At 64.4% G+C, this 26,336-nt stretch carries 22 protein-coding genes; 14 read left to right on the forward strand and 8 right to left on the reverse strand.

What is annotated here, in order from left to right:
• From sod to AB2U09_RS00150, 4 genes are all read right to left on the reverse strand, one after another.
• Positions 1–537: superoxide dismutase [Mn] (sod, locus tag AB2U09_RS00135; protein WP_459190657.1), on the reverse strand; the 537-nt coding region annotated here is incomplete at its 3' end.
• Positions 538–758: 221 nt separating this feature from the next.
• Positions 759–1,226: a type II toxin-antitoxin system VapC family toxin gene (locus AB2U09_RS00140; RefSeq protein WP_459190658.1), complete on the reverse strand. Its 468-nt coding sequence runs from the start codon at positions 1,224–1,226 to the stop codon at positions 759–761.
• Positions 1,219–1,503: an AbrB/MazE/SpoVT family DNA-binding domain-containing protein gene (locus tag AB2U09_RS00145; RefSeq protein ID WP_459190659.1), complete on the reverse strand. Its 285-nt coding sequence runs from the start codon at positions 1,501–1,503 to the stop codon at positions 1,219–1,221. Before AB2U09_RS00145 ends, AB2U09_RS00140 begins: the two co-directional genes overlap by 8 nt.
• A 500-nt stretch (positions 1,504–2,003) precedes the next feature.
• Positions 2,004–2,345 carry a hypothetical protein gene (locus AB2U09_RS00150; RefSeq protein WP_459190660.1) on the reverse strand — a complete coding sequence of 114 codons (342 nt, stop codon included), beginning with the start codon at positions 2,343–2,345 and terminating at the stop codon, positions 2,004–2,006.
• Between the two features lie 39 nt (positions 2,346–2,384).
• Between AB2U09_RS00150 and AB2U09_RS00155 the strand changes: the two genes are divergently transcribed.
• Positions 2,385–6,215, forward strand: coding sequence for a hypothetical protein (locus tag AB2U09_RS00155; protein WP_459190661.1), 3,831 nt, complete (start codon positions 2,385–2,387; stop codon positions 6,213–6,215).
• A gap of 572 nt (positions 6,216–6,787) precedes the next feature.
• On the opposite strand, the gene AB2U09_RS00160 is transcribed toward AB2U09_RS00155, so the two are convergent.
• Entirely contained in the window at positions 6,788–7,612 is an 825-nt protein-coding gene (locus AB2U09_RS00160; RefSeq protein WP_459190662.1) for an NAD-dependent epimerase/dehydratase family protein, read from the reverse strand.
• Between the two features lie 125 nt (positions 7,613–7,737).
• On the opposite strand from AB2U09_RS00160, the gene AB2U09_RS00165 reads away from it, so the two are divergent.
• The gene (locus tag AB2U09_RS00165; protein WP_459190663.1) at positions 7,738–7,974 is read left to right on the forward strand and encodes an HTH domain-containing protein; all 237 of its coding nucleotides are present in this window, start codon (positions 7,738–7,740) and stop codon (positions 7,972–7,974) included.
• Positions 7,975–8,142: 168 nt separating this feature from the next.
• On the opposite strand, the gene AB2U09_RS00170 is transcribed toward AB2U09_RS00165, so the two are convergent.
• Positions 8,143–9,396, reverse strand: a complete 1,254-nt coding sequence (locus AB2U09_RS00170) for an ABC transporter substrate-binding protein (protein WP_459190664.1) — start codon at positions 9,394–9,396, stop codon at positions 8,143–8,145.
• Positions 9,397–9,831: 435 nt separating this feature from the next.
• On the opposite strand from AB2U09_RS00170, the gene AB2U09_RS00175 reads away from it, so the two are divergent.
• From AB2U09_RS00175 to AB2U09_RS00225, 11 genes are all read left to right on the forward strand, one after another.
• Positions 9,832–10,743: an ABC transporter ATP-binding protein gene (locus AB2U09_RS00175; RefSeq protein WP_459190665.1), complete on the forward strand. Its 912-nt coding sequence runs from the start codon at positions 9,832–9,834 to the stop codon at positions 10,741–10,743.
• 127 nt (positions 10,744–10,870) lie between these two features.
• The gene (locus tag AB2U09_RS00180; protein ID WP_459190666.1) at positions 10,871–12,172 is read left to right on the forward strand and encodes an ABC transporter substrate-binding protein; all 1,302 of its coding nucleotides are present in this window, start codon (positions 10,871–10,873) and stop codon (positions 12,170–12,172) included.
• Between the two features lies 1 nt (position 12,173).
• Positions 12,174–13,469, forward strand: a complete 1,296-nt coding sequence (locus tag AB2U09_RS00185; protein WP_459190667.1) for an ABC transporter substrate-binding protein — start codon at positions 12,174–12,176, stop codon at positions 13,467–13,469.
• 2 nt (positions 13,470–13,471) lie between these two features.
• Positions 13,472–14,737, forward strand: a complete 1,266-nt coding sequence (locus AB2U09_RS00190) for an ABC transporter substrate-binding protein (protein ID WP_459190668.1) — start codon at positions 13,472–13,474, stop codon at positions 14,735–14,737.
• Position 14,738: 1 nt separating this feature from the next.
• Positions 14,739–16,025 (forward strand): ABC transporter substrate-binding protein, encoded by a 1,287-nt coding sequence (locus tag AB2U09_RS00195; RefSeq protein ID WP_459190669.1) that lies wholly within the window; start codon positions 14,739–14,741, stop codon positions 16,023–16,025.
• A gap of 2 nt (positions 16,026–16,027) precedes the next feature.
• A complete protein-coding gene (locus tag AB2U09_RS00200) occupies positions 16,028–17,281 on the forward strand; it encodes an ABC transporter substrate-binding protein (protein ID WP_459190670.1) in 1,254 nt (417 codons plus the stop codon).
• Between the two features lie 2 nt (positions 17,282–17,283).
• Positions 17,284–18,543 carry an ABC transporter substrate-binding protein gene (locus AB2U09_RS00205; RefSeq protein ID WP_459190671.1) on the forward strand — a complete coding sequence of 420 codons (1,260 nt, stop codon included), beginning with the start codon at positions 17,284–17,286 and terminating at the stop codon, positions 18,541–18,543.
• A gap of 2 nt (positions 18,544–18,545) precedes the next feature.
• Entirely contained in the window at positions 18,546–19,835 is a 1,290-nt protein-coding gene (locus AB2U09_RS00210) for an ABC transporter substrate-binding protein (RefSeq protein ID WP_459190672.1), read from the forward strand.
• Entirely contained in the window at positions 19,832–20,794 is a 963-nt protein-coding gene (locus AB2U09_RS00215) for an FAD-dependent oxidoreductase (protein WP_459190673.1), read from the forward strand. The genes AB2U09_RS00210 and AB2U09_RS00215 overlap by 4 nt, the downstream gene beginning before the upstream one ends.
• Positions 20,795–20,954: 160 nt before the next feature.
• A complete protein-coding gene (locus tag AB2U09_RS00220; protein ID WP_459190674.1) occupies positions 20,955–22,250 on the forward strand; it encodes an ABC transporter substrate-binding protein in 1,296 nt (431 codons plus the stop codon).
• A 2-nt stretch (positions 22,251–22,252) separates the two neighbouring features.
• Complete coding sequence (locus tag AB2U09_RS00225) at positions 22,253–23,521, forward strand: ABC transporter substrate-binding protein (protein ID WP_459190675.1); 1,269 nt, start codon at positions 22,253–22,255, stop codon at positions 23,519–23,521.
• A gap of 348 nt (positions 23,522–23,869) precedes the next feature.
• Here AB2U09_RS00225 and AB2U09_RS00230 read toward each other — a convergent pair whose 3' ends face one another.
• Both AB2U09_RS00230 and AB2U09_RS00235 read right to left on the reverse strand, forming a co-directional pair.
• Positions 23,870–24,457, reverse strand: a complete 588-nt coding sequence (locus AB2U09_RS00230) for a DUF8054 family protein (RefSeq protein WP_459190676.1) — start codon at positions 24,455–24,457, stop codon at positions 23,870–23,872.
• Positions 24,454–25,224, reverse strand: a complete 771-nt coding sequence (locus tag AB2U09_RS00235) for a nucleotide-binding protein (protein ID WP_459190677.1) — start codon at positions 25,222–25,224, stop codon at positions 24,454–24,456. Before AB2U09_RS00235 ends, AB2U09_RS00230 begins: the two co-directional genes overlap by 4 nt.
• 221 nt (positions 25,225–25,445) lie before the next feature.
• Between AB2U09_RS00235 and AB2U09_RS00240 the strand changes: the two genes are divergently transcribed.
• Positions 25,446–26,336, forward strand: an 891-nt coding sequence (locus AB2U09_RS00240; protein WP_459190678.1) for a glycoside hydrolase family 5 protein, incomplete at its 3' end; no start/stop codon positions are given.

The following is a 26,336-nucleotide window of genomic DNA, read 5'->3' on the forward strand; positions in this document are numbered from 1 at the left end:
GATGAAGCTGCCGCGGTCGGGGCCGTAGTCGTAGTAGTAGGAGTGTTCCCAGACGTCCAGCGCGAGGATGGGGTGTGCGCCCCACAGCGCGCCCTGGTCGTGCTTGTCGACCGCGACGTTGCGCAGTTGCTTGGCGACCGGGTCGTAGACCAGCAGTGCCCAGCCACCGGCAGCCGAGGCAGCGGCTTCGAATTCGCCCTTCCAGCCTTCGTACGAGCCGAAGTCCTCCTCGATGCGGTCGGCGAGGTCACCCTCGGGCTCGCCGCCGCCGTTCGGCGACATGTTGTCCCAGAACAGCGTGTGCAGGTAGTGGCCACTGCCGTTGTGAGTGACGTTGCCCAGCGCGCCCGCGGTCGAGGAGTAATCGCCCGACTCGCGTGCGTCGGCGAGCGTCTCCTCGGCGGAGGCGAGGCCGTTGACGTAGCCCTGATGGTGCGTGTCGTGATGCCACGTCAGTACCTGCTCGCTGACGTGCGGCTCGAGGGCGTCGTAGTCGTACGGGAGCGGCGGCAGCTCGGGATTCGAGTGCTCTGTCATGTGCATCTCTTCGGAAGGACGAGAACGTGATAATGGTTCTCTGAAATCTATTTTTGTGTTTCAGTTGTCACTCACTTTTCAGCGCCGGCAGTAACGGCCATCGGCTCTGCTGGCCGGCGATATCGGTCTGGACGCCGGAACGGAGAGCAGTCAGAATATCGTCGGTTCGTACACAGGCCAGAGTCACAAATCGAGTCCCGTTCTCGGCATGAAGGAAAGGATCAGTTTTCGAGAAACTCGTTCAATTCGGCGAATTCGTCGGGTGAGAGAACGATCTCGGTATCGAATGCGTCGAATCGTTCGAAGTCGTCGTCAATCGTCAAAACGGTATTCACCTCCTCGTCGATCGCCACCTGGGCGTAGTATCCGTCCCAGCTACCGACGTTCGCCTCACTCGCCCGAGAGAACCCCTCCCAGACGACGTCTTCGGGCATCCCGTCGTACCAACGGATCCGCTTTGCGTCCATGAAATTCTGGAGCAGTCGAGTTGCGTCTTCGTTTGACCGCCCGTAGTACGTCGTCAAGACGGTATGCGCGCCGAACAACGCAGGATACGGGATCACCGCATCGATGTCGCCTTCGATGGCGTCTCTGACGTACGAGAGCGCGGCGTCACGACCGGGGGCCTCAGTGTGCGCGAGGGCGATCACGTCGACGTCGAAAAGATACGGTCCACCCGCGTCACTCATCGTCGGTATCGGCTGCGCCGCTCCGAATAGCTTCACGGTGCTTCCGAGCGATCGGGTCGGTTCCGTCGGTGAACGGCGCTGTCTCCCCTCGCTCCGGGGACGTTTCCGCGACGAGTTGCTCCATGCGGTCGATGATTTCGTCGGGGTCGTCTTCCGGTTCGACGATCGCTTTCCCCCCTTCTTCGTGAACGTCGACTTCCGTCCCGGGAGAGATACCGAGGCGCTCTCGTAGTTCCTTCGGGAGAACGATTCGCCCCTTCGAGTCCACTTTCGCCATATTCCCACGTCGGGTGGGAACGAGGATACTCGTTGTGGTCAGAACACCGAGCGCGTCTCTGAATCAAGACGTCCGTTCTCGACGACTTGTACCGGGAACCTTCGACCAACCGCCACAAACAAAACGTGACCTCGATCCCGAGAGGGGCCCGTAATCCGAATATCCGTACCAATCACATGTTATTTAGTAACAACTATATATGATGACTATACATCTGAATTGTCATGGGTTCAATGGGTAAGGTGGGGGCAGTGGTGGCTGCCTTCTTCCTGGTGACTGCAACGTTCACACCGGCTGTGGCGATCGACACAATCGACGCAGCCGGCAACGAAAGTGCAGCGGGGAACATGCCTCGGGAACTGAAAGCACAGGCTGCCGAGGATACGGCGGCGCTCGATGCGCCAAAGCGTCGTCATGAGTCGGCTCGTGACCGAGCGCACGACCGCTTCAACAAGTCGGGGCAACACTATCGCGGGCCGGTCCGGGCGTCGTCGTCGAAACTATTCAATCACGACGCCGTCGGCGTTCAGGCGCTGACCGCGTTCGCCGGGACCGGCACCGAAGCGGACGCAGTAGACATCGCCGATCAGGTGCTCCGCATGGACAACGAGTCGGCGTACCAGGAGATTGTCGACGCGCGGCGGCTGTTGAACGAATCCCGGGACGAGATCGACAACAACGGAATCGTCCGGAGCATGGAGGCACACCTCCGGAACGCCGAGCGCACGTACGATCGCGCCGAGCGGACGATGGGACGGGCCCAAGACGCCGATGGACGACGCGCGATCCGATTGCGCGCGAGTTCGATTCGGCAACTGCGCCAGAGCTGGCGACAGGCGCACTTCGTCGTCGAACGAGCGGTCGAGCGGACGAACGCGACGTTGCCCGTCGGATCGGTCGACTCCGGAGACGGGAACGAAACCGATGCCCCTGACGAGGGGAACGAAACCACGCCGGAGTTCAACGGGTCAGTCGCCGTGTCGCCGCTGACCGACAGTGACCCCGTCCGCGACGGGAACAGAACGGTGAATCGGACGATTCTCGTGAACATCTCTGCCGACGGTCCGGTCGCGCTCGACTCGGCACGGGTATCCGTCGACGGAAACCAGCGCGTCGAGAGAAATCTCTCCGGGCTGGTGGTCACGGCCAATCGGAGTCTGCCAGTCGGGCTGCGAGTTCCACTCGCCGAGGGCGGGCACCGCATTACCGTGACCACCCTCGGGAACGACGGCGCGACGGAGGCCAATACGACGCTCCGCCTCGACGGCGACGGGCTGAACGAGTCGATGGAAGAACGACTCGGAACTGACCCGCTCAACCCGGATAGCAACTCCACGGAGACCGGTACTGACGAGAGCAACGATGGCGTACTCGATGGACGCGAGGACTTCGATGGCGATGGGCTGGGAACATTGAACGAACTCGACCGCGGAACTGATCCGCTCGTCGCGGACACCGACGACGACGGGCTCGCCGACCGCGAGGAGTTCATCACGGACACCAACCCGCTCGTCGCGGACACTGACGACGACGGAGTTGTTGACGGCGCCGAAGATCCCGACGGTGACGGCTTGACTAACGCCGAGGAATTTGAACGGGGCACGCAACCGACAGTCGCTGACACTGACCGAGACGGTATCGACGACGCCGCCGAACTGGCCAATGGGACGGACCCAACATCTCCGGATACCGACGACGACGGCCTGCTCGACAGCGACGAGCCGACGGCGCCGTTCGATACAGACCCAGTCGACCCCGACACCGACGGTGACGGTGTCCTCGACGGCAACGAGACCTACACCACGACGGCCGGAAACGAGTCGCTCGGCGCGACTGTCAACATCACCGGCGAGGGCAACGTCGCCGCCCAGACGACCGTGGAGGCGCCGATCCACGTCCGCTATCAGGACGAGTACACGCCCAACGCCTCGGTCGCCCCGTTCGTCGAGTTCGAATCGCAAGCGAACTTCTCGCAGGCGAACATCACCATCGGATACGACGAATCGCACATCGGGAGTAGCGAGAGCAACCTCTCGATCTATCGGTTCAACGAGAGCGCCCAGCGCTACGAGCACGTCGATTCGACGGTCGATCCCGACTCGAACACGGTGACAGCGACGACCGAACACTTCTCGACGTACACGGTCTTCGACGACCAAGAGTGGCTGGAGTATCTCCAGCACCGCAACGACATCCTCTCGCTGCGGCCCGACGGCTCGACGAGCGAGCGCATCGCCAACTGGACGTTCGAGTCGATGCCGTCGTCGATCGGGACGAGCAACTGGACCTGTTACGTTGAGCCGCGCGGCGACGGCTTCAAAGACCAACCCGCCGACGGCGGTTGCGAGATCGAATCGGATCAGGACGCTATCCGTGTCTGGGAGAAGACCAACCGCGAACGATTCCTCAATCGGACGACCACGCTCCCCGAGGAGGGGCCGTTGTTCGTGAAGGTCAAAGTTACCGCTCACATCCAGAGCACCTGGTCGCACGCGGCGGCGGTCCTCTCTATCGACACCGGGGACGGCGAGACAGATATCTATCGGCTGGAGAGCGACTCCGACAGCAGTTCCAAGACCAGAACGGTCGTCCGCCGAGTGAACGTCACTGAACACGCCGGCGAGACGGTCACCGTCTCGCTTCGAGCGGACGCGCGCCACACCAGTGGTGACAACTCCTGGATGCGCGCGCACTTCATCGACTTCGAGCAGGCCACCGAGGGCGTCGCCAAGCGCGACTCCGACGGCGACGGCATCCCCGACTTCCGCGAAGTGAAGGGTATCCCGCTGGCGAACGGCCCTAACATCACGCTCGATCCGTTCGACGCGGACACCGACGGCGACGGACTCGAAGACGGCGAAGAAGTCAACCTCGACGCTCGGCTCACCCAGGAACCGCCGAACAGCCGGGCGCTCGAAACGGGGTATCGATGGTCGAGCAACCCCGCTGTGGGCAATGTAGATACCGACAATGACGGACTCACCGACCAGGTAGAAAACGGGACTTGGACGATCCCGACGGTCAACCGCAGCGGCAGTGCGTACCGCTGGGCCGCTACCAGCGCCAACCAGAACGGGTCGTTGACGGTGAGTTCCGACCCGAGCACTCCCGATACGGACGGCGACGGGTTGAACGATACGCAGGAGAAACGAAAAACGCACACCGACCCGCAGGCGGCGGTCACGTACGGCCTGACAGAACGCCACCGAGAATCGCTTGATACTTTCTTTAGCAATAGTGCAGGAGATGCCGCTGAAGCCCGGACACTCGGTCTCTTGGCACCGTCCGAAGGGAAAGATGACCTCTCTCAGCGGATCGAATCGCTCGATGATGGGAGCGACGACTTCGACTTCGTGACGGCCGACGGCGAGTCCCAACTCTCGCACATCTCATTTATAGCGCTCGACGGAACGGAGCGAACTGATACGTGGCTCTCGAATCGGCAAGAAGTCCGCGATAGCGTTCCATCGAATCCGCGCGGCCCCGATCCCTCTGGTCCGCGATACGCCCACTACGAGACCGATCCGTGGGACCCGGACACCGACGACGATGGACTCACCGACGGTCAGGAACTCAAAGGAACGACTGTCGTCGAGTCGTTTGGCCAACCGGGCACGCCCAGCGCGATCGAACGACCGGTAATTATCGAACGGGACGAAGCTGTCCCACGATTCGGATTAGATCCGACCACACCGGATTCCGACGGAGACGGATACTGGGACGGCTGGATCGGTGTCTATGGTGTAGGATATACTGACAACGTTGTATTGTATCGGGAACATCTGAAGAGTGGAAACGGGATCGCCGGTGAAGAGCGCGTCCCTGAGCAGGCAAGAGTACACAATGTATCCGCGACTCCTTCGGTATTAGGTGCGAACGTGACTGGTTCATCGAAAAAGGAACACTCGTCTGTACACATTGGTGAACTTCACTGGGACCAGTATGATAAAAGTCAAAACGCGGATCCAACGGTCAACAATCCGGACCTGCAACCAAGCCTCCAATTCGAAGTAGATTATTACGAAACAGTACCTCAGGCAGTTCTCGATCAACTCGAAGCTGTGGAAGAGAATTACAGACTATACGGGATTGATATCCAATTCGAAATAGACGACGAAATAACTCAGTCGAACCGCCGAATAATAAACGGTGATGGCGCTCATCACAACGAAGAAGGCCATCACGACGACCTCGATAAAGCATATATGTTTATCACATATGATGGAAGGAATGCGCTGACAAAACCGAGCCCATACGATTTCGGCGGCCGACCGAAAGGGGTTGCCTCATCGCCTGGCGGAGAAGGATACCCCATTACAGGTCCTGGAATTTTCGGTGGAAACGGGCTAGGGTGGGGTGTGGTAATATTCACTAACGATCACGGTGGGTCCCGGTATGTGGACCATCAAAAAACAATGATGCATGAGATCGGTCATCTTCTTGGTGCAGGGCGGTTAGATGACGGGAAGACGATACACTACTGGCCTAAAGAGATATACAGCGGCAGTGTCGATGAACAGAATCCCGATCCAACGATGGAAAACCTGAGTAGTCCAACTATGGAACGATGGAGTGTCATGAGTGCTGGATATCCGAACGATGTAACAAAGCCACCTATGTCTGAAGAATACTTTGCCTTCAGTATTGAGGAGGCTTTAACTATTGAATTCCATCGGATCGACTCACGGTTCGGAGAAACAATCATCCCTTAATAACACCATTTGGTGGCAAAAATGAGGAAAAGGAACACAATTTGTCTGGGATTACTTCTGCTAGTAATCACACTTGCAGGTTGTACCACAGAGAGCGAACCTTGGGTAGCTGGAGTCGAATCACACAACGTCGAATCACATGGCGACCAGGTGAGAATTTCTGTCGAAACCTATCTCGGCGGATTCTATCGCAGTGGCGATACCTCGGTGTCTATTGCGAACGTTTCCGTCCTGTTGACCGACAGGGAGTACCAAGTCATTTATCGGGAGAACGTGGGACGATTAAACGCGACCAGTGGATACGAGAAATCGGTCAATGCGACGCTCGATCAAGCACCTCATTATATTCTCTTACAACCGGGTATGATCGACGACCCGTACAACGGAGATTACACGTTCGAAGGACTCAAGCGACGCGGCGGCGCGTACGTGCCCACGATATCGATTCAGCAGACCGAAGAAACGAGATTTGGGATCTTCCATTCGACGGCGATCGACTGCAATCACGAGATATCCTGCGCAAAACTAGAGCGGGGTTCGTCGTAACGCGATGGATCCTCGTTAAACTCGTCCTAGAACGGGCGCTCGTACGCCTCGGCGTCGTCGAGCGGCTCGAACCCCAGCACGTCACGAGCGTGATCGATGCTGAACCACGAATGGTCGCTGGCGCTCCGCGCGTAGAAGATATCGAAGCCAACTGACTCGTCCTGCAGCGCGAGATCGACGAGCCGGGCCATATCCCGGCGGGAACACCAGTGGGCTTTGCAGTGGTTGACCGCACGCCGGTACTCGGGGGTTCCGCGCTCGATCTCGCCGGCCTCGACGCGCCGCTCGGGCGGTCCGTAGGGACTGTCCCACTCCGGGTCGAGCACCCAGCCGATGCGCAGCGCGTAGAACTGTTCGAACGTGTCCTCGATCTCGACGAGGTAGCGACCGAGGTGCTCACCCAGCAACTTCGACACTGCGTAGTAGGAGTCGGGACGCGGCGGGTCGACGTGGTCGACCTCCAGATCGGGTTCGCCGTCGTAGAGTTCGGGCTCGCGCTCGATGCGGTACCCACCGACGACGTGATTCGTGGAGGCGAAGACGATCTGATCGACCCCGGCGTCGCGGGCCGCCGAGAGCACATTGTAGGTGCCGATTACATTCGCAGAGAGAATCTCCGGCCAGGAGGCACCGGGGGAGGGATTCCCGGCGAGGTGGACTACGGCGTCCTGCCCGTCGAACGCCGGCCTGATCGCGCCCTCGTCGGCGACGTCCGCGACGACGGCGTCGAACTCGGGATGTGGCTCCCGTTCGAGGTAGGTGAACCGGTACTGATCCTCGTCGGCGAGGTGGTCGATGAGCGCCGTCCCGACGCGACCGAAGGCGCCCGTGAGGAGCACGTCCATCGGCATAGCTACCGAAAGGCGAGGCCGATCCATCACGGTTTCGAGCGGGCTGACAAATGCCACTCCGAAGCCTGCAGTTCGACCACTTCCCTCGTGGGAAGTGCTAAGTTCGACCGACCCGAACGCTCGACATGGCCGAGCCTGGGCGCGAGACCGAGTACACCGAGTCGGACGTCATCGCGGTGTTCCGCGACCGCGAGGACTACGCCGAACCGTTGACCGCGAGCGAGGTGGCCGAGAAGTTGGGATGTTCGCGCCGCACAGCGCTCAACCGACTGCACGACCTGCAGGAGGAGACCGACGTGACGAGCAAGAAGGTCGGCGGCCGGAGTCGCGTCTGGTGGATCCCCGTGCTGATGGACGAATGACCGGCTACCGCTCGTCCGTAGTCGAGAGTACGAGAGTGGTCATCTGAGTATCATCCTGATTTCGATCCTGGTCGGCGAAGCACATCAGGGACAGGTAAACAGGCAACTGTAGATTATCGCGGTCCCGCGGGACGGCAACCAGAATCCGAATCGTCCGTGGCCGGGTCGTCAAACGGTCCTGTTCACGATGTCGGCGATGCGCTGGCGGTCGAAGAGGTCGGTGTCGTCGGTCACGTCACCGAACTCTTCGGGGTAGAGCTGTTTCGCCGCACGCTCGGTGAGGAAGAAGTTCTGGATCGGGCCCTGCTTGAGCGGACCGCCCCGGTACACCCGTCCGTTCTGCACCGCTGTCAGTTCGCTCGCGACGGGGTCGTCCCGCATGTACGTGAGGACAGTGTCGCGGAACTCCTGGGCGGACTTCTGCTCGTGACCGCGGATCAGGAGCACGTCGGGATCGATCTCGAGCAGGTTCTCGTAATCGAGTTCACTGCGATTCGTATCGCTGAGGTTCTCGACGTCGGTCCCCGCGAGCGCGTCGCTGACGCCGAGGTCGCGCCACTGCTTCTTGTTCGTCCCGCGGTCGTTGAGGCGATACGGCGAGAACGAACTCGGCTCGTTCGTGTGTTCGTACGTGAGCAGGACGGTCGGGCGCTGATCCGCCGGAGGTAACCGAGCCTGGACCGACGAAATGAACTCCTCGTGAAAGGCTTCGAACGCCTCGTATCGGGCCCGTTCCTGGAAGAGCCGTGCCATCTTCTCGAAGGCCTGATAGAGCGTGTAGTACCGGTAGTCGTGCCAGCTGTCCGCGCGGCGGAAGATCCGGTTGCCGAGGAACGGGCCGACCTCGCTGCGAATCGCCGCCAGGTCGTCGTCCGTCCAGTCGAACGCCGCTTGCAGGAACACTGGGTCGATAACGTGTACGTCGTTGTCCAGTTCGTAGAACACCTCTTTGTCCATCCCGGCCTCGACGAGGTCGTTCCTGCGCAACTGCTCTCTATCGACGCTCACGCCGGGCAACTCGTCGTAGAAGTGCGTGTGATATTCGGCGATCTGTCCGATACCGGTCATCCCGTCGGCCTGTCCCAGGGCGACACCCATGTCGGCGAACCCGGGGTCGTACGGCAGCCATCGCTCCGGGGCACGGTCGAAGGTGACCTCACCGGCTGGGGCCATCGTCACGGAGTACACCCCGTCGTCGCTCGCCGTCTCAGTATTACTGCCGCTGGAGTGCGCAGTGGTACCTACCGCGTCCGTGGCGCCGGAATCACTGTCGACGGTACCGGTCGCCCCAGGAGTACTGGCTGATCCCGATCCCTCATCGCCGGTACAGCCAGCCAGACCGGTTCCCGTGACGACGATGGCGCCGTACTTGAGACAGTTCCGTCGTGTCGGTTCGCGCTCTGCGTCTGGTCGCTTCACCATGGTTTTTGGCTAGCCTAAAATTATGTAAGCGTTTCGTGTTTTCGCCTCGGTGTACATTTGTACGTCCGCGGGTAAGCGTCAGAGGTAGAGACCGAGCCGACAGGCATAGGCGCTTGGGGGCAGTTAGACCTGCCAGAAGAGAGATCCGGGTTGAACTCAATTCCGGAAGCTCTTTATGTATTTTTGGCTAGCCTAAACCCATGGAACGGGACCGGGAGAGTTCGGGTAGGCTGACTCGGAAAGTCTACGTGAAGTACGATGTGCCACTCGGGAGTGGTGGGTTACCGGTCGAGTGTCCGAGCGGCGGCACGGGAGCCAAGTAACCATGATCGCCGTGAAGAGTGGCGATGGTAGATACGGCTACAGGGTCGCGACTAGCGAGGGCCGTGTACGTCGTCATCGCACACGCATCCGAACGAAACGGAGGAACCACTGATGGCAGATCGACAGTCCGTATCCGAGGAGACTTCAGTGGAGGAGCCCCGACCGTCGGACGAGAACGCGATGGACGGTGACAGCCACGAACGGACGGACGCCGACGGTGACGAGGCCGCGAGCGAGTTGGTCGGCGAGGATCTGGCGATCGGGTATCCGACGACGTCCGAACCGGTCGTGGAGTGCGAGACCGTCGTCATCCCCCGTGGGGAGGTCACCGCGCTGGTCGGGCCGAACGGCAGCGGGAAGAGCACGCTGTTGAAGTCGATGGCGGACCAGCTCGCGCCCGAACGCGGGCAAACCTTGCTCGACGGCGACCAGATCCAGTCGCTCGACTCGAAACAGCTGGCCCGTCGGCTGGGGCTGCTCTCCCAGGAGAACGTGTCCCCCGGGAGCATGACCGTCGAGGACCTCGTCTATCACGGCCGCTATCCCCATCGCGGGTTCTTCGACTCCGTCAGCGACGAAGACCGCGCCGCCGTCGATCGGGCCATCGACCTCGCGGGCGTCGACCACCTCCGCGACCAGGAGATGAACAACCTGAGCGGCGGACAAAAACAGCTCGCGTGGATCGCGATGGTCCTCGCGCAGGACACGGACGTACTCCTGCTCGACGAGCCGACGACGTTCCTCGACCTGCACCACCAGCTCCGGGTCATGGACGTCGTCAAGACGCTCAACCGCGAGCACAACATCACCATCGGCGTCGTCCTGCACGACCTGAGTCAGGCCGCGCGGTTCGCCGACAACCTCATCGCGATGCGCGACGGCAAGCTGTACGACTGGGGCCCGCCCACCGAAGTCGTCACCGAGCAACTGCTCGCGGACGTCTTCCAGGTGGACGCGACCGTCGATGCCGGCGAGTCCGGCCCGGAAATCACGCCGAAGGCCGCGATCGACGACAGCGGCTGAGACGCCCAGTCACTGCCCACGACCACCGCTCGTCTCTCATCGGTCGCGTCGGAGCCGAACTCTGGCCGCGACATTTTAGGTCGCCCTAAATCGAAGCAGTTAACTATTTTTAGGCTGGCCTAAAATCATGGGAGACGACGAACGGGACGAGGTTGGATCGACGCGCAGGGAGTACGTGCGATTCGGTGGCGCACTCGCGGCGGCCGGGGTGCTGGCCGGGTGTGCGGGTGGTGACGGAGACGGTTCGACTCAGGGGGACCCCTCGAGTGCGACCGACGCGAGGACCGCGACGGAGACACCGACGCCGGGAACGGAGACGCCGACGAACGAGCCGGACACGTCCGAGACGGTGGCGGCGGGGTCGGGGTCGTACTCGGTGGAAATGGCGCCGATGGGTGAGGTGACCTTCGACTCGGTGCCCGAGGACGTGTTCACGATACTCGGGCACCACGTGGACATGCTGGTGGCGCTTGGACGCGGCGACGCCATCAACGCGATGCACGCGCCCGGGTACCACCAGTCGCTGTACGAGACGGTTCTGGACCGCCTCGACGGGGTGTCCGTCGACTGGGAGGGGCTATACTCCTCGTGGCCGCCGACGAAGGAGAAACTGTACGAACTCGACAGCGACGTCCACATCGCCGACCCGGCGAAAGTCGCGACAGCCGAGGGGTGGGACGACGGCGACATCGAGGAGATCGAAGCGAACGTCGGCCCGTGGTTCGGGAACACGCTCAGCGGGACGAACGCCGCGCCCCCGGAAGGGTGGGCCGACAGCTACGAGTATTATTCGCTCTGGGAGATCTTCGGCAACGTCGCACAGGTATTTCAGGAGGGCGAGCGCTACGAGGCGCTCGCGGCCGTCCGCGAGTCACTGCTTGGGACCATCGAATCGAACCTGCCCCCGGAAGACGAGCGGCCGAGTGCGGCGCTGGTGTTGTTCTCGTCGTCGGAGGAGAAAGCGTGGGGGTACAAGCTGAACTACCCGGGCTACTACGCCGCGCACACCCGACCGATGGGCATTACAGACGCACTCGCCGACGCCGTCGGGGAGGGGTACGGCGACGACGGGCGGAACGTCACGCTCGACTACGAGACGCTGCTGGAAGCGGACCCCGACGTACTGCTCGTCCTCGGCCCGATGGCGGGGAGCACCGATCTCGAAGCGATCCGGACACAGTTGTCGGACGACGACGTCGCGAGCGAGATAACCGCTGTCGAAGCGGGCGACGTCTACGCCCAGGGTGCACGGCGACAGGGGCCGATCCTGAACCTGTTCCAGCTGGAGATGACCGCCAAGCAGCTGTACCCCGACACCTTCGGCGAGTGGCCCGGCTACGTCGACGGCGAACCGTACCCGGAGATTCCCACCGAGGAGCAACTGTTCGACCGCCAGCGCGTCGCGGACATCATCAACGGGGAGTTCTGAGATGACCGACGATACCACCGAGACGACCGAGGAATCGACCCGGCGAGAGTACGTGAAGTACGGCGGCGCCGTCATCGGCGGCGGCCTGCTCGCGGGCTGTGCGGATGGCGGAGGGAGCGATTCGACGCCGGAGGAAACCACTGCGGCGACAGCAACGAACACCGAGACGCCGACGCCCGAGACGAGGACAGAGACGGTCACGAGGGAAGCGGACGCCACCGAAACGGCGACGAGCGATTCGGGGTCGTACTCGGTGACGATGTCTCCGATGGGCGAGGTCCAGTTCGACGCCGTCCCGGAGACCGCGATGGGGTTCTACCCGTGGTACGCCGACATGGCGATCGCTGTCGGCCACGGCGACGCACTGGAGACGCTGTACGCTCCCGAGATGTTCGGGACCGGGATGAACAACTACTACCACCGCCTCGACGGCGTCTCGATCGACTGGGAGTCGCTGACGGACCCGAACCCCGGCGACGGGACGGACGAGGAGACGTTCTACGAGATCGACGCCGACGTCCACTTCATCGACCCCGTGTTGCTCTCTTCGCAGGGCGGGTGGAGCGACGACGACGTGGCCGAGATTGACCAAGAGATCGGCCCCTTCTTCGGGAACTACTACAGCACCCGGCGGATCGACCCACCGACGGACGACGATGGGTCCTACGAGTTCTACACAGTGTGGGAGATGGCCGAGAAGGTCGCGGCCGTGTTCCGCGAAGAACAGCGGTACCGGGAACTCGCTGCGGTCCACGACGAACTGATGGCGCGGGTCCAGCGGGACCTCCCGCCCGAGGACGAGCGGCCGACCGTCGCGCGCGTGTGGTTCAACGACGGGACCTTCGACACCTTCAGGACGAGCGAACCGGGCATCTGGCGGGCCGACGTATGGCCGCTCGAACCGCGCGACGCGTTCGCCGGGGCGAGCTGGGACAACGGGATCGGGACGACCGACTACGAGGGGATGCTGGAAGTCGACCCCGACGTCCTCCTCGTGATGTCCGGGACCACCTCCTACCAGAACGTCGGCGAGGTCCGCGAGACCATCGCCGATCACTCGGTCGGGTCGCAACTGGCCGCCGTCCAGAACGACCGGATCTACGCGTCCGGCGCCGCGTGGCACCAGGGACCGATCATGACGCTGTTCGGCCTGGAGATGACCGCAAAGCAACTGTACCCCGACGCCTTCGGCGAGTGGCCCGGCTACGTCGACGGCGAACCGCTGCCGGAGGTCCCCGCCGAGGAACAGCTGTTCGACCGCCGGCGCGTCGCGGACATCATTAACGGGGAGTTCTGAAAATGAGCGACAAGAATACCAACGCAACCGAGACGCCGACGCGGCGAGGCTACATCAAGTATGGCGGGGCCGTCATCGGCGGCGGACTACTCGCCGGCTGTGCGGGCGAGAGCGGCTCGGACGGTGAGTCCGATGGCGGCGGGTCGACGGACACCCCGACCGAGACGGTCACGGCGACTACGACGGAGACGAACGCGAGCGACGATTCGACCGCGACGGCCACGCCGACGCCGGAGGACGAGAGCTACGCCGTGACGATGGAGCCGATGGGGACTGTCGAGTTCGACGACCCGCCCGAGAACTGGGTGAGCTACCTCAGCACGTACGGCGACATGGGCATCGCCCTGGGCAAGGCCGATAGCCTCCAGGGCCTGTGGGATCCCGAGGGCATGCCGAACGTGTTCTACGACGCACTGCCAGGCGTCGACGTCTCCTTCGAGGACGTCTCACCGATCTCCGGCGGGGGCCAGTTCGACAAGGAGATATTCTACGAACTGGACGCCGACGTCCACCTGTTCGACCCCAACTGGCTCGGCGTTCTGGCCGACGATTGGGGTGAGGACGATATCAAGGAAGTCGCCACCGGAGTCGGCCCGTTCCTCGGCAACTACATCCGACGACGTGGCGCCGATTGGCACGACTACGAGTACTACTCGCTGTACGAGGCCTTCGAGAAGGTCGCGGACGCCTTCGACGAGCGCGAGCGGTACGAGGCGCTCGCGGAGGTCCACGACGAGATGCTCGCGACCGTCGAAGAGACGCTGCCGCCGGCCGAGGACCGACCGACTGTCGGCCTGGTATCGGTCAACTCCCACTTCGACGAGGGCACGTTCTACACGTATCCCGTCCAAGACGGGAACAATCACAAGCAGTATCGCGACCTCCAGATGCGCGGGGCCTTCGACGACCACATCGAAGGGAATTACGGCGAGTTCGACTACGAACAACTGCTCGAAGTCGACCCCGACGCCATCGTGTTCCAGTACGGCTTCTCGCACGTCTCGACCGAGGGGTTCGAGTCCCGGATGGAGACGCTGCGCGAGGACTCGATTGGGAGTCAGTTGTCTGCGGCTCAGAACGACCGGCTTTACCGCGGTGGGACATCTTATCAGGGGCCGATCATCAACCTCTTCCAGACGGAGGCGGCGGCAAGGCAGTTCTACCCCGACGCCTTCGGCGAGTGGGACGGGATGGAGACGCTTCTGGAGGGCGAACTCACGCTGTTCGACCGTCAGCGAGTGTCCGACATCGTCAACGGGGAGTTCTGAAATGACCGACAAGCGCAGTGAGACGGAGGAGGAGAAGGAAGCAACTCGACGGGAGTACGTGAAGTACGGCGGTGCGGCCGTTACTGGCGGACTGCTCGCCGGCTGTCTCGGCGGCGGGGAGTCGACGCCGACGGACGCGTCGGGCGACGCCGAGACGACGACCCGGCAGCCGACGACCGGATCCGATGCGACGCCGACCGAATTAGCGGCGGCCACCGAGTCACCCACCGCAACGTCCGGCGTCCCCTACACCGTCGAGATGGAGCCGATGGGCGAGGTCGAGTTCGCGGAGGTGCCCGAGACGTACATCGTCAACAACGGCGAGTGGGCCGACATGGCGTTCGCGCTCGGACAGCGCGAAGGGTTCCAGACCGCCGCGAACATGATCCCCGGGTTCCTGTTCGAGCCGTTCGGGCTCGACGTCCCGCCGGAAGAGGAGACGACGAGCCTCTCGGCGACCAACTGGGACAAGGAGGTGTTCTACGAGCGCGATCCGGACGTCGTCCTCATGGATCCGAACTACATGCACAAGACGGGGTGGGACGACTCCTGGGACGAGTCCGACACCGCCGAGATCCGCGAGAACGTGGCTCCCTTTTTCGGGAACAACATTCTCCGCCGGCGGAAGTGGCACGACTACCGCCTCTACACGCTGTACGAGGCCTTCGAGAAACTCGCCGCGGTCTTCAACGAACGTGGGCGCTACGAGGCGCTCGCGGACGTCCACGAGTCGATGCAGTCCGAGATACAGTCGCGGCTCCCGCCCGCGGACGAGCGGCCCGCGATCGGGCTGATCAACAGCGCCTCGGACCCGAACGAGGGGACGTTCTACCCGATGCACACGGGAGTCGAGGGCGTCGAGATGAAGCCCTACCGCGACCTCGACGTCGACAGCGCGTTCTCGACGGACCTCGTCGAGGCCGGCACCATCGACTTCGAGCGGCTGCTGGAGGTCGACCCCGAGATCCTCGTCGTCCACTGGGGGATCGGCACGACCGGCGACGGGAACCGGTTCTCCGCGGAGGCGTTCCGCGAGCGGTACGTGGCGCCGCTGGAAGCGGACTCGGCCGGGAGCCAGCTCACCGCGGTCGAGGAGGGCAACGTCTACCCCGGCGCCTTCGGCTCGCAGGGCCCGCTGGTGAACTTGCTCCAGACCGAGATGGTGGCCCAGCAGCTCTACCCCGAGGCGTTCGGCGCGTTCGACCCCGAGCGGTTCCCCGACGTACCTGAGGAGCACCGATTGTTCGACCGACAGCGCGTTCGCGATATCGTTCACGGAGACAACTGACTATGACCGACGACAGCGACACTGCAAACGGAGAGGTCGAATCGGCGTCCAAACAGACGCGGCGCGGCTACATCAAGTACGGCGGCGCCGTCATCGGTGGCGGCCTGCTCGCCGGCTGTGCGAGTGACGGCGAGTCCGGCGACGGCACGACCGAGCCGACCGATACTGAGGCTGGCGGGTCAAGCGAGACGACAGACTCGCCAACCGGCAGCACGACCGAGTCGGAGGCGACGACCGACTCCGGGTCGTATTCGGTGACGATGGAACCCGCCGGCGAGGTGACCTTCGACGCCGTCCCGAGCGACTGGGTCGCCTTCTGCGGGGAGTTCGCGGACATGGCCGTCGCACTCGGGCAGGCAGACGGCATGCTCGGCAGCGGCGGCGCCGACCGCTACTACACGTACGTCTACGACGAGTTGCCCGGCGTGGACGTCGACGAGGAGCCGCTCGAACGCCACCCGGAAGTCCGGACGAAAGAGCAGTTCTACGAACTCGACGCCGACGTCCACCTCTACGACACGAGGATGCTCATCAACTGGTTCGACTGGGACCAGTCCGACGTCGACGAGATCGCCGAGAACGTCGGCCCGTTCCTCGGCAACCTGCTCTTCCGCCGGTCCGACGAGTGGCACGAGTACCGCTACTACTCCCTCTACCAGGCCTTCGAGAAAGTGGCGGCAGCGTTCAAGCAACGCGACCGCTACGAGGCGTTCAAGGAGCTCCACGACGAGTTCATCGCGGAGATCCAGGCCGACCTCCCCCCGGCCGCCGAGCGGCCGAACGTGATGCTGACCTACGAGGGGACGAACGAACCGGAGACGTTCTCGCCGTATCGGTTGAACGACGGCGGGACGAGCAAGAAGCAGTGGCGCGACCTCGGCGTCAGCGACGCGCTCGCGGGGACCGGCGTCGAGAACCTCAGCACCGAGAACCGCGGCGAACTCGACTACGAGAACCTGCTCGAAGTCGACCCGGACGTGCTCCTGATCCGCGGTCACGAACGGAAGTCCGCCCAGGAGTTCCGCGACACCGTGCTGGCGTTCATGGAGGACCACACCGTCGGGAGCCAGCTGACCGCCGTCCAGAACGGCCGGGTCTACCGCGGCGGTTACCTCCACCAGGGTCCCATCCACAACCTGTTCCTGACCGAACGCGCCGCCCAGCAACTCTACCCCGACACCTTCGGGAAGGTGACCTCGGACGAGCAGCTGTTCGACCGCCAGCGCGTGGCGAACATCGTCAACGGAGACATCTGAACATGAGCGACGACACCTCTGAACCGACGGGCGCATCGACTCGGCGGGAGTACGTGAAATACGGCGGTGCCGTCATTGGCGGCGGCCTGCTAGCGGGTTGTACAGGCGTCAAAGACCCCGATTCGACGAGGACGCCGACTGATGGAGCGGGCGACGGTTCTGCAGAAACGGCGACGCAGGCCGACGAAGCGACGGGGACCGGGATGCCCGCTGATCAGTCCGCCCAAACCGACACGAAGGCTCGACCGACGGCCGCTGACTCGTACAGCGTTAGCATCGAACCCGTCGGCTCTGTCACCTTCGAAGAAGTGCCAGAGCGGTGGCTCGCGATGACCGCGACCTGGGCGGACATGGGCATCGCACTCGGGCAGCAGCCCCCGGAGGGGGTCGTCAGCACCTCCCGGTACCACACGCACCACTACGACGACGTCCCCGGTCTCTCGGTGTCCAAAGACGACATCACGCAGCTGTACGACGCCGGCATCGACAAGGAACTCTTCTACGAGATCGACGCGGACGTCCACGTCTTCGACCCGAACTTCCTGACTAACCGGGTCGAGAACATTGACGACAGCGACATCGACGAACTCGCGAGCGCCGTCGGGCCGTTTTTCGGGAACGCCATCTTCAGCCGGAACTACGCCTGGCACGACGGGTATCGCTACTACACCTTATACGAGGCCTTCGAGAAGCTCGCGAAGGTCTTCCACGCCGAGGCCAGATACGAGGCGTTCGCGCAGTTGCACGACGAGGTGCTCGGGGCGGTCGCCGACCGGCTGCCACCCCAGTCCGAGCGTCCGTCAGTCGCCTGTCTCATGGTCGTCTCCGAGACGCCCGAGGAGTTCTACCCGTTCCGGATCGAGGAGGGAACCGGCTGGAAGCAGTGGCGCGACCTCGGCGTCACCGACGGGCTGGCGGGCACCGGCGTCGAGACATTCACCGCCGCCCGCGCGACGATTAGCTACGAGACGCTGCTGGACGCCGACCCAGAGTATCTGATGCTGTACGGGTTCGAGTCGTTGGGCGCCGAGCAGTTCCGCGACACCTTCCTCCCCTTTTTCCGGGACCACGACACCGCGAGTCAACTGACGGCAGTCCAAGAAGGGAACGTCTACCGCGCCGGGAGCTTCTACCAGGGGCCGATCGTCAACCTCTCGCTCACCGAGCGGGCCGCGAAACAGCTCTACCCCGAACAGTTCCCCGCGGACGAACGGCTCTACGACCGCCAGCGCGTGGCGAACATCATCAACGGAGATAGCTGAACATGAGCGACGACAGCGAAACGAACGAGGCATCGACGCGACGGGACTATCTACGTTACGGCGCGCTCGTCGGGGGCGGGCTGGTCGCCGGCTGTCTCGGTGACGGAGAGTCGACGCCGACCGACGGACCGGCCGACGCCGACACCGAGGCGGCCACGAGAACCCCGACCGAGACAGCAACGCCGACGATGACCCCAGCCGACGACGGCGCGGGGTCGGCAACGGAGTCTCCCACCCCGACGGCGAGCGGGCCCTACACTGTCGAGATGGCACCGATGGGGGAAGTCGAGTTCACGGAGGTGCCCGAGACGATATTCACTCGCCTGACCCATCTGGCGGGGATGGCCTTCGCGCTCGGGCGGGGCAACGACGTCAACGCGATGCACGCGCCGGACTACTACGACGCGCTGTGGAACCAGTTCACGCCGCGGCTCGACGGCGTCGAACTGGACTGGAGCGGGCTGTACTCCTCGTGGAATACGGACAAAGAGCGGCTGTACGAACTCGACAGCGACGTCCACCTCGCCGACCCGGCGAGCGTCTACTCGCTCGACAGCTGGGACATGACCGACATCGAGGAGGTCCGCGAAAACGTCTCGCCGTGGTTCGGAAACGCGCTCAGCGACTCCCACCAGGCGCCGCCCGACGCCTACGCCGACCGATACGAGTACTACGGCCTCTGGGAGATGTTCGAGCGAGTCGCGGACGTGTTCCGCGAGCGCGAGCGCTACGAGGCGCTCGCCGAGATCCGCGCGGACCTCCTCGCGACGATCGAATCGGACCTCCCGGCCGAAGCGGAGCGGCCCACGGCGGTGCTGGCGGGCCTGACCGATCCCGAGAACCCGTGGGTCTACAAGACCGACGTACCGGGCTTTCTCGCCGCACACGTTCGCCCGCTCGGGGCGCGGGAAGCCCTCGGCGAGGACGTCGCCTCCGGCAGCCAGATCGACATGGAAGGGATGTTCGAGGCCGACCCCGACGTGATCTTCGCGCTCGGTGGGATGCACCCCGACACCGACATGGCGGGGATCCGCAAGACGCTGAACGACCACTCCGTCGGCAGCCAGCTCACGGCAGTTCGCAACGACCGCGTCTACGCGCAGGGCGCGCGCTATCAGGGGCCGATCCTGAACCTGTTCCAGCTGGAGATGACCGCGAAGCAACTCTACCCCGACGCCTTCGGCGAGTGGCCCACCTACGTCGAGGGCCCCTATCCCGAACTCCCGGAGGACGAGCAACTGTTCGATCGCGACCGGGTTGCGGCGATCATCACTGAGGGATCCGACGCGTGAGCGCCGAGCAACTGACGAGCGACGAGTTCGACCACGACGTGGTCGTCGTCGGCGGCGGCCCGGCGGGCGCGTCGGCGGCCGTGTTCACCGCGCGCTACGGCCTCGAGACGCTCGTCTTCGACCGCGGCCGCTCGTCGATCCAGCGGTGTGCCCACCTGGAGAACTACCTCGGCTTCCCCACCGGTATCGACATCGAGACGTTCTACCGGCTGATCAACGACCACGTCGAGCAAGCGGGCGCGACGATCCGTGACGACCTCGTCGAGTCGGTCAAGCGGGTCGACGGCTCAGACGGGACCGCTGGCGGGTTCGTAGTCGAACCCCAGGAGGGCGAGCCGGTCACCGCCGAGCGGGTGGTCGCCGCGACCCGGTACGACGGCGAGTACCTCTGGCCGCTCGGCGGCGATGAGATGGTCATCACCCACGAACACGACGGGGAAGAGCACGAGCACTTCGACGACGGCTACGCCGACGCGGACGGCTCGACGCCGATCGACGGCCTCTACGTCGCCACGCCCTCGGACGCCGACGCGCAGGCGATCCTCGCAGCGGGCCGCGGCGCGGCGGCGGCGCGGTCGCTCCTGCGGGACGCGCGGCAGGCGCTCGGTATCCCCGGGGAGTTTGCCGACCACTACGACTGGGTTCGCCAGCGGAGCGAACTCGACGAGGAGTGGGCCGACCGCGACCGCTGGCGCGAGTGGTTCGACGAGCGAGTGCCTGAAGACCACGGCGTCGACCCCGACGAACTCGCGGCGCTCAGGGAAGCGATGATCGACCGCCGACTCGACTCCTACATCGACGGGGAGACCATCGAACGCCGGCGGGAACGCGGCCAGGACCGGCTGCTGGAACACCTCGACGACGAGCGCGTCCTCGCCCGCGCCCGGGAAATCGAAGCCGAACGGACTGGCGAAGAGTCGCCCGAATCCGAAGTCGAGTCAGCGGAAGCGAGCGAGTGACGGGAGCGGGTTCGTCGGACACCCGATCACGGCCTTCCGATCGCGATCCGGACGAAGCGGCGATACCCGACCATCGCCTCTCGTCTCCGGATCCGCTCCGTGTTTTTAGGCGTGCCTAAAGATCGAAGCGATTAACTTGTTTTAGGCCGCCCTAAAAACAATGCCACGGAACGATCAGGCGCGAGCGGGACGGACCCGGAGAGAGTACCTGCGATACGGCGCGCTCGTCGGCGGCGGGCTCCTCGCCGGTTGTACCGGCGACGACTCGCCGACCGAGACGGCCGAAGGCGGTGGGGACGGGACCGAGACGCCGTCCGCGACGGCGACGCCGTCGCCGACACCGACTCCCGTCGAGACGGATGCGCCGACGGAGACGCCGACGTCGGGTCCGTATTCGGTGACGATGGATCCCATGGGCGAGGTGAGCTTCGAGTCGGTGCCCGAGCAGTACATCGCCGAGGGACCGATGTACGCGGACATGGCCATCGCGGCCGGCGTCGGTGACCGCCTGCAGGCGATGCAGTTCCCGACGAACTGGGTGTCGTTGCCGGCCGTCTACTACGAGCAGTTCGACGTGCCGTGGACCCGCAACGAGGACATCGACAGCTACTGGGCCGACGGCCAGCCCAGCAAGGAGAAGCTCTACGCGCTCGACCCCGACGTGATCCACAGCGACCCGGTCAAGCTGGCCAACTCCTCGGGATGGAGCGAGTCCGACGTCGAGGAAGTCCGCGAGAACGTCGCGCCGCTGTTCGCGAACGCGCTGCGCACCGGCTTCGGCCGCGGCGCCGAATGGTACGACTACGAGTCCTACACCATCCTCGACGCGTTCGAGAAGATCGCACAGGTGTACCGCACCGAGGACCGCGTCGAGCCGTTCCGCCAGGTTCACGCGGACCTGAAGGAGCGAGTCGAACGCGAGGTCCCGTCCGCAGCCGCCGATCGCCCGGAGATCGCCGTCATCGCCGTCCAGCAGAACGACATCTCGAAGGGCTTCGGTGCCCAGCGCCTCGGTGAGACGAATCTGGAGCGGAAGGCCTACCGCCTGCTCGGCGCCCGTGACGCCTTCGCCGACACCGGGCTGAAAAGCGTCGGTCAGGGCCCCGCGGACACCTGGCAGTTCGGCTACGAGAAGATGCTGGAGATCGACCCCGACGTCATCTTCTTCGACGGGTTCATCTCGTCGTACGGCCGCGAGGAGTTCCGCTCGAAGTTCGTCGAGCCGATGACCGAACACCCGGTCGGGGCAGAGCTCACGGCCGTCGAGAACGACCGGCTCTACCGCGGCGGCACGCAGTACCAGGGACCGATCGCCCACCTGCTCAACATCGAGCTGACCGCCAAGAACCTCTACCCCGAGACTTTCGGCGAGTTCACGACCTTCGACGAACTGTCGACCGAGGAGCAGCTGTTCGACCGCGAGCGAGTGTCCGCCATCGTCAACGGGGATCGCTGACGATGGGTGACGAAAGGAACGACGACGGGCGCGATGCGGCGGACGCGCCGACCCGACGGACGTATCTCAGGTACGGCAGTGCCCTCCTCGCGGGGACTTCGCTCGCCGGCTGTACCGGGTCCGACGCGGAGACGGCGACGCCCGGAGACGACGGTGCGACAGCGACGACGACACCGACAGAAACGCCGACGGAGGCACAGCCCACAGCGACGCCGACCGAGGAGCCGACTGACGCGGGGCAGTCTCCCGCAGACCCGACGGCCACGCCGGGATCGTACTCGGTCGATATCCCGCCGACGGGGGAAATCACGTTCCAGTCGGTACCGGAGACGTGGGTCGCCGAGAACGCGAGTTGGGCGGACATGGGCGTCGCGCTCGGCCTCGGCAAGCCCCGCGCGGTCGTGCTCACCGGCGAGTACCGCACCTGGCACTACGAGGACGTCCCCGGGCTCTCGGCGAACAAGGAGGGGATGACCTCGCTCTGGCAAGACGGCATCGACAAGGAGCTCCTCTACGACATCGACGCGGACGTCCACTTCATCGACCCGAACTACATGATCAACCTCATCCCCAACTGGGGGGAGGGAGACATCGCCGAGATCAGCGATAACGTGGCCCCGTTCTGCGGCAACACGAGCTTCTCGACGTACTCGTGGCACGAGGGGTACCCGTACTTCGACCTCTACGAGGCCACCGAGAAGGTCGCGCAGGTGTTCCGGCGGACGGACAGGTTCGATGCGCTCCGGGCGCTGCACGACGAGACGATCGCGTCGATACAGGACCGACTACCGGCGGAGAGCGAGCGCCCGGCGATCGGGCTGCTGTCGCCCGCATCGACGGAACCCGAGAAGTTCTATCCCTACCGCCTCGGCCAGCGGACGGCGTACAAACACTGGCACGACCTGGGCGTCGGCGACGCCTTCGAGGGGTCGGACATCGAGAGTTTCACCTCCGACCGCGGGTCGATCGACTACGAACCGCTGCTGGAGATCGACCCCGAAGTGCTTTTGTTCTACACCGACACACACCGCACACGCTCGGAGTTCCGGGAGACGTATCTCTCCTTCATGCAGGACCACGGGACCGCGAGTCAACTCACCGCGGTCGAGAACGGCGACATCTATCCCGCCGGCGGGATGTATCAGGGACCGATCATCAACCTCTCGAAGACCGAGCGAGCGGCCAGACAGCTATTCCCCGACGAATTCGGGCAGGACGAGCGGCTCTACGACCGACAGCGACTCGGAGAGATCGTCGCCGGCGAGATCTGACGACCGGCCCGATCACTCCGTCGCGACGGGTCACTGGAGAGAGCCTGGGTTCGCGGAACCGGTCAGGACGCGCCCGACTCAGGCTCTGCGTCGGGGGAAGTGCCGACGATACCGGTCGAGCCGTCAAGTCCGAGCGCAGAGTCGGCCTCGAACTGGGGCTCGACGCGGACCGACTCGACCGACTGTTCACCGTCGACCCGGTAATCGATGACGGCGTTGCTCTGCGTGTCGAACGCGACGTGTTCGGTGAAAACCGCTCGTGGTAAAACCGTCCGAGGATCCGTGAACCAGTGACAGGCCACCCAATACTGTCGGATGAGGTTCGGAGAGCGAGACCCATCGACTCGCTTAGGCGACGTCGTCGAACCCCCACTCCTCGGCCCGCTCGGCCGCCTCGTCGCGGGCCTGCTCGCGGATCGCCTCGATCTTCTCGGCGTCGTCGAGGAACGCCTCGACGGCGCCGACCTGCCGGTCGTCCGGCTCCCCGAATTCTGCCGCATTTTCGGTTTGTTCGCGCACGCGTGATCCCCCGGATGCCCGGTCGGCGGGTGCAACCTCCCGCGTCCGGTCGGCCAGCGACTGGTCGCCGGCGAGCCGCTCGGCGGGCATCCCCGGCGGGACGCGGAAGCGCTGCTCGCCGTGGACGCGCGTCAAGTCGGCGGGGGCGACGGCGAACAGCTCTAGCCGGTAGGGACCGGCGGCGGCGAGGTCGGCCAGCGCCGGCGGCCCGGCGCGCTCCGTCCCGGTGTGGTAGGCCACGGTCGGGACGCCGTCCCGGAACGTGAGCACGCCGCGGCCGCTCTCGTCGAGCAGGAGCGCGTCCTGTGGCTCGAAGACGGCGTACCCCGTCAGCTCGCGGTCGAGCGCGTCGACGAGGACGGTCCGCGGGTCGCTGACCACGCGCGACCGCAGGAGCCGGCCCGCTGGCAGCTTCATGGGGACTCGGGGACCACCGCGCTACGGAAGCGGTCGGCGACGGCCTCGGAGTCACCCTCGCGGACCGACAGCGAGGCCGCGGCCTCTCGGTAGGCCGCGGCCGCTTCGCTTTCGGGCGCGTGCGCGAGGAGCGGACGGCCCCCGCGGCGGGCCTCCCGGACCGTCTCGCTGGCGGGCACCGTCGCGAGCGTCGGGCCCTCGAAATAGCGCTCGGCCTTGGGCGCGATGCGCTCGATGGCGTCCGCGTCGCGGACCTTGTTGAACAGGATGCCGGCCGTCTCGGTGCCGTAGGAGCTCGCGTACTCCTGGACCTTCAGGCCGTCCGACAGCGCCGGGATGGTCGGTTCGAGCACGACCACCACCCGGTCGGCGAGGACGACGGGGAGGACGGCCGCGCGACTGGAGAGGGTGGCCGCCGAGTCCAGCAGGATGACGTCCGTGTCGGCGGCGAGCGCGGCGACGACGTCGCGCAACCGCCGCGGGTCGGCCGCCTCGAAGTCCGCGAGGCTCGTCCCGCAGGGGACGACCGACATGCCGTGGCGCTCGTAGACGGCCTCCTCGACGGGCGCGCCGCCCTCGACGAGCACGTCGTGCAGCGTCGTCTCCACCGCGGAGAGGTCGGCGTGGAAGAGCAGGTTCGCCATCCCCATGTCGGCGTCGACGACCGTCACGTCGTACTCCTCGGCCAGTGCCATCCCCAGCGCGAGCGTGCTCGTGGTCTTACCGGTCCCCCCTTTCCCGCTGGCGACCGCGAACGCCTCGACCATTACGTCGCGGTGGTTCCCCCTCCCCTAAAAACGTTCGCGTCACCGACAGGACCGCGGCGTCGAATCCGGGGACGGAGGCGGTGTACCCGGCTTGGCGACCTCGTTTTGTCGTTTCATATTTCGAAACTCTATTTTATAATATGAAATGAGGCCGTTTAAACAGGGGAGTCCGTTTCAGACGGTGGGGGTATTACAGGGGCCGCTTTCTTTTGGAGGGTCGCATGCCATCTAGTGAGGAGGGTTGCGATGCGGACAACGGAGTGGTACCGAAGGGTGGATCGACGACGAGGCGCGGAGTGTTGCGCGCGGCCGGTGTGGGTGCCGCGGGCCTCGCACTCGGTGGCTTCTCCGGCACTGCGGCGGCAGCGGACGGCGAGACGCCGTCCCGGCTGCATACGGACGGAAAGTGGCTGAAAAACGAAGACGACGAGAAGGTCAGGCTGCGCGGGATGGCGACGGCGTCGATGGGGTTCTACGGGGCCAAGTGGGTCCACCCCAAGTCGCCGATGGAAGTCGTCGACTGGGCGAGCGACGCCGACCGCGGCTGGCATCCGAACGTCATCCGACTGCCAGTCAACCAGTGGGACGTGAACAAACTCGGCATCGACGCGATCATCGAGGATATCCTGCGGCCCATCGTCGACATGCTCGGCGAGCGCGGGATCTACGCGATGATCGATTACCACATCATCCGACCGTACACGGACGCGGCCGCCGAAGACGCCGGTTACGACGAGAGTACGGACGAGATCGTTCGGAACTTCTGGGGCGAGGTCGCGCCGGCGTTCGCCGACGACGAGCACGTCCTCTACGAGCTGTTCAACGAACCGACCTACCCGATCTTCTGGAGCGACAACGGCGAGAGCGTCGAGAGTCCGGAAGACGAGTGGCTGCTCTGGCGCGACACCGCCCAGCCGTGGGTGGATATGGTCCGTGAGGAAGCGCCCGATACCCCGATCGTCATCGGCTCGCCGAGCTGGACCTCGCGGACGAACTTCGCCCCGGAGTACCCCTTCGAGGGCGAGAACCTGGTCTACGCGGCGCACATCTACCCGGACAACGGCACGCCCGAGGAGTTCGACGACACCTACGGCGCGCCCGCCGAGGACGTC

Source organism: Halosimplex yunnanense, assembly GCF_054504345.1.

What these genes read in the sequence shown, in the direction of transcription:
- AB2U09_RS00140 (WP_459190658.1), bottom strand. Translation starts at nt 1,226, where the DNA reads ATGAGTGACGCGGGTGGACCGTATCTTTTCGACGTCGACGTGATCGCC.
- AB2U09_RS00145 (WP_459190659.1), bottom strand. Translation starts at nt 1,503, where the DNA reads ATGGCGAAAGTGGACTCGAAGGGGCGAATCGTTCTCCCGAAGGAACTA.
- AB2U09_RS00160 (WP_459190662.1), bottom strand. Translation starts at nt 7,612, where the DNA reads ATGCCGATGGACGTGCTCCTCACGGGCGCCTTCGGTCGCGTCGGGACG.
- AB2U09_RS00165 (WP_459190663.1), top strand. Translation starts at nt 7,738, where the DNA reads ATGGCCGAGCCTGGGCGCGAGACCGAGTACACCGAGTCGGACGTCATC.
- AB2U09_RS00170 (WP_459190664.1), bottom strand. Translation starts at nt 9,396, where the DNA reads ATGGTGAAGCGACCAGACGCAGAGCGCGAACCGACACGACGGAACTGT.
- AB2U09_RS00175 (WP_459190665.1), top strand. Translation starts at nt 9,832, where the DNA reads ATGGCAGATCGACAGTCCGTATCCGAGGAGACTTCAGTGGAGGAGCCC.
- AB2U09_RS00180 (WP_459190666.1), top strand. Translation starts at nt 10,871, where the DNA reads ATGGGAGACGACGAACGGGACGAGGTTGGATCGACGCGCAGGGAGTAC.
- AB2U09_RS00185 (WP_459190667.1), top strand. Translation starts at nt 12,174, where the DNA reads ATGACCGACGATACCACCGAGACGACCGAGGAATCGACCCGGCGAGAG.
- AB2U09_RS00190 (WP_459190668.1), top strand. Translation starts at nt 13,472, where the DNA reads ATGAGCGACAAGAATACCAACGCAACCGAGACGCCGACGCGGCGAGGC.
- AB2U09_RS00195 (WP_459190669.1), top strand. Translation starts at nt 14,739, where the DNA reads ATGACCGACAAGCGCAGTGAGACGGAGGAGGAGAAGGAAGCAACTCGA.
- AB2U09_RS00200 (WP_459190670.1), top strand. Translation starts at nt 16,028, where the DNA reads ATGACCGACGACAGCGACACTGCAAACGGAGAGGTCGAATCGGCGTCC.
- AB2U09_RS00205 (WP_459190671.1), top strand. Translation starts at nt 17,284, where the DNA reads ATGAGCGACGACACCTCTGAACCGACGGGCGCATCGACTCGGCGGGAG.
- AB2U09_RS00210 (WP_459190672.1), top strand. Translation starts at nt 18,546, where the DNA reads ATGAGCGACGACAGCGAAACGAACGAGGCATCGACGCGACGGGACTAT.
- AB2U09_RS00220 (WP_459190674.1), top strand. Translation starts at nt 20,955, where the DNA reads ATGCCACGGAACGATCAGGCGCGAGCGGGACGGACCCGGAGAGAGTAC.
- AB2U09_RS00225 (WP_459190675.1), top strand. Translation starts at nt 22,253, where the DNA reads ATGGGTGACGAAAGGAACGACGACGGGCGCGATGCGGCGGACGCGCCG.
- AB2U09_RS00230 (WP_459190676.1), bottom strand. Translation starts at nt 24,457, where the DNA reads ATGAAGCTGCCAGCGGGCCGGCTCCTGCGGTCGCGCGTGGTCAGCGAC.
- AB2U09_RS00235 (WP_459190677.1), bottom strand. Translation starts at nt 25,224, where the DNA reads ATGGTCGAGGCGTTCGCGGTCGCCAGCGGGAAAGGGGGGACCGGTAAG.